Annotated in this window: 7 protein-coding genes; all 7 read right to left on the bottom strand. The window is 64.0% G+C overall.

Translation table 11 applies throughout. The features are described 5' to 3' along the window. Positions 1 to 517 (bottom strand): UbiD family decarboxylase domain-containing protein (locus tag VJ673_RS04145; RefSeq protein WP_324124771.1); only part of this gene is annotated, 517 nt, incomplete at its 3' end. A gap of 35 nt (positions 518 to 552) precedes the next feature. Next, positions 553 to 1,062, bottom strand: a complete 510-nt coding sequence (ppcD, locus tag VJ673_RS04140) for a phenylphosphate carboxylase subunit delta (RefSeq protein WP_324124770.1) — start codon at positions 1,060 to 1,062, stop codon at positions 553 to 555. A 15-nt stretch (positions 1,063 to 1,077) separates the two neighbouring features. After that, positions 1,078 to 2,499 carry a phenylphosphate carboxylase subunit beta gene (ppcB, locus tag VJ673_RS04135; protein WP_324124769.1) on the bottom strand — a complete coding sequence of 474 codons (1,422 nt, stop codon included), beginning with the start codon at positions 2,497 to 2,499 and terminating at the stop codon, positions 1,078 to 1,080. Between the two features lie 56 nt (positions 2,500 to 2,555). Then, a complete protein-coding gene (locus tag VJ673_RS04130) occupies positions 2,556 to 3,224 on the bottom strand; it encodes a CBS domain-containing protein (RefSeq protein WP_324124768.1) in 669 nt (222 codons plus the stop codon). A 13-nt stretch (positions 3,225 to 3,237) separates the two neighbouring features. Further along, positions 3,238 to 4,365 carry a PEP/pyruvate-binding domain-containing protein gene (locus VJ673_RS04125; RefSeq protein WP_324124767.1) on the bottom strand — a complete coding sequence of 376 codons (1,128 nt, stop codon included), beginning with the start codon at positions 4,363 to 4,365 and terminating at the stop codon, positions 3,238 to 3,240. Between the two features lie 13 nt (positions 4,366 to 4,378). Next, positions 4,379 to 6,208 (bottom strand): PEP-utilizing enzyme, encoded by a 1,830-nt coding sequence (locus tag VJ673_RS04120; RefSeq protein WP_324124766.1) that lies wholly within the window; start codon positions 6,206 to 6,208, stop codon positions 4,379 to 4,381. 126 nt (positions 6,209 to 6,334) lie between these two features. Then, positions 6,335 to 6,600 (bottom strand): hypothetical protein (locus tag VJ673_RS04115; RefSeq protein ID WP_324124765.1); only part of this gene is annotated, 266 nt, incomplete at its 5' end.

The following is a 6,600-nucleotide window of genomic DNA, read 5'->3' as shown; positions in this document are numbered from 1 at the left end:
GGCTGTCCCACATCATCTGGCGGTACATGCCCCAGTTCACGTCGCCGCGCACGGGATGCTTGGTGATGACCGCGTGCCAGGTGCCTACGTAGCGCCCGCCGTCGCCGTCATGCACCAGCGGCACGGGCAGCTTGCACAGGTCGACGTCCTTGCCGAGCAGGATGTTCTCCTTGCACGGCGCGTCGCGCTTGTCGATGACGACCGGCCCGATCGGCTCGCTGTTGGTGCGCTTGAGGTATTCCGCGCCGATCTGCGGCAAGGTCGAAGCCGGGTCCATGCCGAGCGCAATCGCCATGCGGCGATAGGTCGACAGCGGCGCGCCGAAGTAGCTGAAGCCCGGGTAGTCCTTGATGCTCTCCATGAAGGGCGCAGCTTCGCCGAGCTCGCACACGCGGCGCACGATCGCGCCGGCCTCGTTGTCCCAGTCCACTTCCTGCTTGATGCGCACGGCGTCGCCGGACTTGACGCACGCATCGATGAATTCGCGGTTGTTGCGCGGTGCCGAAATCTTTCCCACGTCGGTCTCCTGGCTGTGAATGTCGTTCGCGTGAATCAGTGGATCTTCGAGAGCACCGTGTCCCACTTGCCCTGCGCCTTCAGGATCAGCTCCGCGACTTCGCGCACGGCTCCGTGGCCGCCGCGCGCCGTCGTCACGTAGGCCGCAGCTTCCTTGACGTCCGACACCGCATCGCCGACCGCGATCGGCAGGCCGACTCGCTTCATCATCGACAGATCCACCAGGTCGTCGCCGACGTAGCAGACCTCGGCGTCCGAGATGTTCATCTCCTCCAGCATCTGCGTGTAGGGTTCGGTTTTCTTCTTGATGCCTTCAAAGAAGCGCTTGATCTTCAGCTCCTCGGCGCGATGGCGCACCGCGCCGGACTTCTTCGACGTGATGATCGCGACCTCGACGCCGCACAGCTGCAGCACCACGACGCCCATGCCGTCCTTGATGTCGAAGTTGCGCGACTCGATGCCCTCGTCGTTGATCACGATCCGCCCGTCGGTCATGACGCCATCGACGTCGAGGATCACCAGCTTGATGTTCTTGGCCTTTTCCATGTCTTCGATTCCTCCTTAGATCCCGATCCCGTACTCGTGCCAGCGCGCCTTGATCTTCGCGAGCGTCTCCTCGTCCATGCGCGCCTCGACCGGCTTCTGCTTCCACTCATATGGAATGCAGGCGTCCATCAGGATGCGGGACGTCATGAGCTTGTCTGAGTCGGGGTCGAGCGCCGGGTCGAGCGGCGTCGAGCGGCCGCGTTTGATGAGTTCCGTGCCGCGCATCGGGTCGTAGCGGCAGGACAGCGCCCAGAACACGCGCTGCAGGTCGTCGGCCTGAATGTCCTCATCGACGGTGATGACGCCCTTCATGCCGTAGTTGCCGGTGTTGCTGCCGATCACCGCGTCAGCCACCTGGCGCGAGTGCCCTGGGTAAGCCTGCTTCACCGACACCACCGTCCAGAAGCGGCCCGCGGATTCCGGCAGCACGCACACGGACTGGATGCCCGGGATGCGCATCTGCTCGAGCTCGGTCCAGAGCGTCGCCGTGCGCGTGAAGGCGAGCAGCATATGCACGTCGGTCACCGGACGGCCCTGGCCGGTCGCCCACAGGATCGGGTTGTTGCGATGCAGGATCTGCTGCACTTCCAGCACCGGCTTGGGGATCGGCTTGTGCAGTTCGTCGGTGTAGTAGCCGGTGTATTCGGCGAAGGGTCCTTCCGGCAGGAAGTTGTTCGGATCGATCTCGCCTTCGAGGACGATCTCGGCGCCGGCGGGCACCGGCAGGCCGGTCAGCGGCGCCATCAGGAACTCCGACTGCTGGCCGCGCACGGTGCCGGTGATGTCGTAGTCGCTGGCGCCCTTGTGCATCAGCGTGCCGGCCATGAAGATCAGCGGATCGCAGCCGATGATCGCCGCCGCGGGCATCTTCTTGCCCATCTTGGCGTACTTCTTCATGATCCGCTCGCCGCGCTTGCCCGGCAGGATCTGCACGCCGCAGCGCTTGTCGTCGAGCATCTGCATGCGGTAGGTGCCGAGGTTCACCTCGCCCGTCTCCGGGTCGCGCAGGACGACCGACACCATCGTCCCGATGTAGCGCCCGCCGTCGAGCGGGAAGAACTTCGGCACCGGGAACATGTTCAGATCGACCTTATTGCCGGTCAGCACGTTTTCCAGTACCGGCCCGTCCTTCACTTCCTTTGCCTTGATCAGGCCTTCGGACGTGATCGTCTTCTTCATCCATTGCTGTGCCGACTGGCACAGCGTCAGGTCGTGCGGCAGGCCGAGCATGATCGCGAGCCGCTTGGTCGTCGCGAAGGCGCCGGTGAAGACCGGCGTGTCGTAGCCCTTCACGCTCTCGAACAGCAGCGCCGGGCCTTTCTTCTCCTCGGTGAGCTTCGAGACGTGCGACAGCTCCAGATTCCAGTCGACCTCGGTCGTCACGCGCTTCAGTTCGTGGGCTTCGGCGCACTGGTTGATGAAATATCTCAGGTCCATTCGGATGTCTCCTTGGCGGGAATTGGGGGAGTTGGAAAATCGGGGTATGACGGGGATCAGTGGATGGCCTGCACGGACTCGATGACCTCGTAGCCCGCGGCGCCGAGCGCCTGGACGACGTCGGCGGTGGCGGCGTGATGGAAGCGGACGATGACCTTTCGCTCCTGGTCGCCGCTCGCGACGCCCTTCGGGCCCAGGCTGATCGGGTAGATCGCATGCACCTCGGCGCCCGTGCCTTCGACGATGTCCGCGATGCGGCCGATCGTCCCCGGGCCGATGCGCGTCGGCGCGAGCGTCACGCCGCTGCGCTTCTCCCATGCCCCGAGGAAGTGCGCCGCGAGCGAGAACATCTCGATCGCCGAAATCATCCCGACGACATGGTCCCCATCCATCACGGGCAGTTGCCCGACGCCCGCCTGCTGACCGACCTGCAGGCAGCGCTCCATCGTGTCGTTGGCGTCGATGGTCGCGGGGTTGCGCACCATCACGTCCTTCACCTTCACGTGGTTCGAGAAGTAATTCAGCTCATCCGGGCTCTGGCTACGGATCGCCGCGTGCGCGGCGCGGAGGCACCCGGCGCGCGTCACGAGCCCGCGCAGCCGCCCTTCATCGACGACGGGTAGCGCATGCAGATTGGTTTCCGAGAGGATCCGCTTCGCTTCCGACAGCAGCGTGTCGCTGCCGAGCACCGCGGGGTTGGCTTGCATCCAGTTGCGTACGATCATGGTTGTGTCCTCCTCAAGCCAGACGCTTGCCGACGATCAGGCTCGAGACGATGTAGTCCATCGCCGAGGTCGCCCCGGTCGTCGCCGGCGCCTTCTGCTTGTTGCTCCAGATCGTCTCGGGTCTGGCCTGCAGCACGAACACGTTGCCGCCGACCGGCAGGTTCTTGTCGATCGCCCACTCGATGTCCATCGGACGGCCGTAGTGCTTCTCGATCTTCTTGGCCATCCACGCGAGCTCGGTGATCTCGTCGTCGATCAGCGACTGGATGTTCTGGCGCTCGGCCGGCACCTCCATCGCGACCGAGCGCTGCAGCTTGAGATCCGCCGTGTAGCAGATCTCCTTGGTCGAGATCGTCCGCTCGATGATGTCCAGCGTGACCTTGTTGACGACGAAGTTGTCCGGCGTCACCTCGCCCGACACCACCGATTCGCCGAAGCCGAAGTTCGAGTCGATGACGATCACCGAGCGGTCGCCGGTCGAGGGATGCAACGTGAACATCACGCCCGCCGTGTAGGCGTTTGCCATCTTCTGCACGCCCACGCTGATCGCCACCTGCTCGTGCGGGAAGCCCATGCGGATGCGGTAGGCGATGGCACGCGCCGTGTACAGGCTGGAGAAGCAGCGGCGGATGTGGTGCATCACGTCGTCGATGCCGCGGATCCACAGGTAGGTGTCCTGCTGCCCCGCGAAGCTCGCACCGGGCAAATCCTCAGCCGTCGCGCTGGAGCGCACCGCCACCGGCACTGCCGGCAGATAGCAGCGCACCGACAGCTTGCGGTAGGCCTCGGCGATCAGATCTTCGAGCTCGATCGAGATCGGACGCGACTCGATCATTTCGCGGATCCGGCGCGACGCCTCTTCGAGCCGATCCATGTCGTCGTGGTCCAGCCCCTGCAGCAGGGCGTTGACCTCGTCCTGGATACCGGCGTCCTGCATGAACTGCGCGTAGCCCGCCGTCGTCACCGCGAAGCCCGGCGGCACCCGCACGCCGGCGTTGATCAGTTCGCCGAGCGACGAGCACTTGCCGCCGACCAGCGGCACGGAATCCTTGTTGCAGTCCTCGAAGAAGCAGACCTTCGGAGCCCGGCTGTCGAGGCCGGGCGCGAGGCGGACTTCTTCGGCCATCAGAACGCTTCCCATCTTGTTTTCCCCTTCACTGGACGATCGTGACGAGGCCGGTCGAACCATCGACGCGCAGCGTCATGCCGGTCTTGATCACACGGGTGGAGTGGCCGGTGCCGACGACTGCCGGCATGCCGTATTCGCGGCACACGATCGCCGCGTGGCTCATCACGCCGCCGACGTCGGTGATGCAGGCCTTGATCTTTGCGAACGCCGGCGCCCAGGACGGCGAGGTGGTCGGCGCAACGAGGATTTCGCCTTCCTGCAGGTCGCGGATCTCCTCCGCGCCGCGGCACACGCGCGCCCTGCCTTCGACCAGGCCCGGGCTCGCCGGGAAGCCCTTCAGCTCGGTGATGCTGTCCGGGTCGGCAACGTCCTGCACCGAAGCCCATGCCGACAGCGAGCTGTTCGTGACGCCCCACAGCACGATCGTGAAGGGCTCCTGGATCACCTCCGGTGCGATGCCGATCGCCGGAGGGGGCGCCCAGTCGCGGAACTTCTGCATCACACCCTTGCGCCACTCGATCTCGGCGGGCCAGGTCTTCGTGCCGCGTGGCGTCACGCCGGTGGCCCAGGCGGTGACGATGTCCCACAGCGCCTGCTTGATCTCGTCCCGGCGCAGCAGCCAGATGTCCTCGATCTCGGCGATCAGGCCATGTTCCTGCATGATCGCGGCGACTTCGCGCATCTTGTTCCAGAAGACTGAGTGGAACCAATGCTCGACGTAGAACAGGTGGTTCTCGACGTAGGGGAACACCGTCCGCGCACAGCCCAGCAGCTCGTCGAACTGCTTGCGGTCCTCGTCGTTGTCGATCAGGTCACGGTACTCGGCGGTGACGCGGTCGCGCTCGGCGCGCACGGCCTCCATCGGGCGGTCGATCTCCTGGCCGTCGCGCAGCTTGTTGATGTAGGTCTGGATGCCGTCGAGCGGCAGGTTCAGGTTGTCGTTCCAGCTGCGGTCGGTGTGGAACCAGCCGGTGCCGGACGAGATGTTGAACCAGGGATAACGCGCCTTCTCGAAGGCCGCGAGCCACTCGTCCCCGTGACGACGGCCCACAAGCGCTGCCTTCACGTCCGTCCATTCGCGATGCGCGGTCACGACGTCATCGACTTCCAGCGCGACCGCCTTCTTCGCCAGCGCCTTCAGCTCGTCGTCGGACTTGTACATGATCACGTCGATGCCCGAGATCATCTGCGTCACGCGCTGCAGCGGAATGCTCGGGAACAGCTTCTGCGTGAAGTCCATGAAGAACACGTAGGCCGCGTAGCCCAGGTTCAGGAACTCGAAGTGGTACTGCCAGCACTTGATGCCGAGGTTGATGAGGTCGTCGTAGTTCTTGATCAGGTGGTAAGCGCTCGATTCGCCGACGCCGTCGGTCACCACCTTCAGGTCCTCGACCTCCGGCAGGCGCGGGATCTGCAGCGCCTCGAGCTCGGCGATTGTGCCCTCCATCTTGGTCTTCCACTTCGCCTCGAGCTCGTCCCAGTTCTTGTAGTAGTAGCCGGCGCGCTCCATGAAGTTGGGCACGCGCTGGCCGATCTCGTCCGGGTTCTTCACCGGCACCGGCGAGATATAGACGTAGCCGTTGATGATGCGGTGATCCACCCCGCGCACCGGCGGCACCTGGAAGATGCGGTTGTTGAACTGCGACAGCGCGAGGTACCAGGCCTCGTCCCAGATCGCGTCGAAGGGATAGAGCGGCTCGGGATAGTGCAGGCCGTCGTAGAACCAGAAGGTCTCCCTTTCGTACTGGTTGCGCACCGGATCGTCGGTGACGAACTGGTACTGGTAGGGATACATGCGCTCCCAACCTTCTGTTCCGGGAATTGCCTTGAAATCGTGAGGCTTTGGAAATTTCATCTCGTCTCCCCCTGCTCCCAATGGTTAGGGCACGCTCAGTCGCGATGGGAACACCGTCGCCCGAATGCGAGAACGACGTTTTAGCGATTCGCCGAAAACCTTTCGCCTTCGCCACATCCATGCCGCCTATGCCCAGATACAAAGCATCTTGAATGCCAAAACAATGTTTTCCAGATGCGAAAAATTTGCGCCTGAGATCTGGTCCACTGCCAACTGCGCGTATTCCTGAGACAGCTCCGGCCCAATGCGCCCTCCCGGATCGGGAAGGCGCATTCGACCGCGCCGCTCCCCGGCCGCGGCACGGCTAGGCGGCAGTTGACGATTTTGTAAGTTTTCCGCGGCGCCCGAGGGGCGTTTTACATTTTTGTCGAAGGACAAACGGCCAAGTTTCG

Source organism: Aromatoleum sp., from assembly GCF_035254505.1.
GTDB lineage: Bacteria > Pseudomonadota > Gammaproteobacteria > Burkholderiales > Rhodocyclaceae > Aromatoleum.
The sequence above is the reverse complement of the archived record's forward strand: the minus strand, read 5'-3'. Positions and strand labels throughout refer to the sequence as shown.

What these genes read in the sequence shown, in the direction of transcription:
- VJ673_RS04125 (WP_324124767.1), bottom strand. Translation starts at nt 4,365, where the DNA reads ATGGGAAGCGTTCTGATGGCCGAAGAAGTCCGCCTCGCGCCCGGCCTC.
- ppcB (WP_324124769.1), bottom strand. Translation starts at nt 2,499, where the DNA reads ATGGACCTGAGATATTTCATCAACCAGTGCGCCGAAGCCCACGAACTG.
- VJ673_RS04120 (WP_324124766.1), bottom strand. Translation starts at nt 6,208, where the DNA reads ATGAAATTTCCAAAGCCTCACGATTTCAAGGCAATTCCCGGAACAGAA.
- ppcD (WP_324124770.1), bottom strand. Translation starts at nt 1,062, where the DNA reads ATGGAAAAGGCCAAGAACATCAAGCTGGTGATCCTCGACGTCGATGGC.
- VJ673_RS04130 (WP_324124768.1), bottom strand. Translation starts at nt 3,224, where the DNA reads ATGATCGTACGCAACTGGATGCAAGCCAACCCCGCGGTGCTCGGCAGC.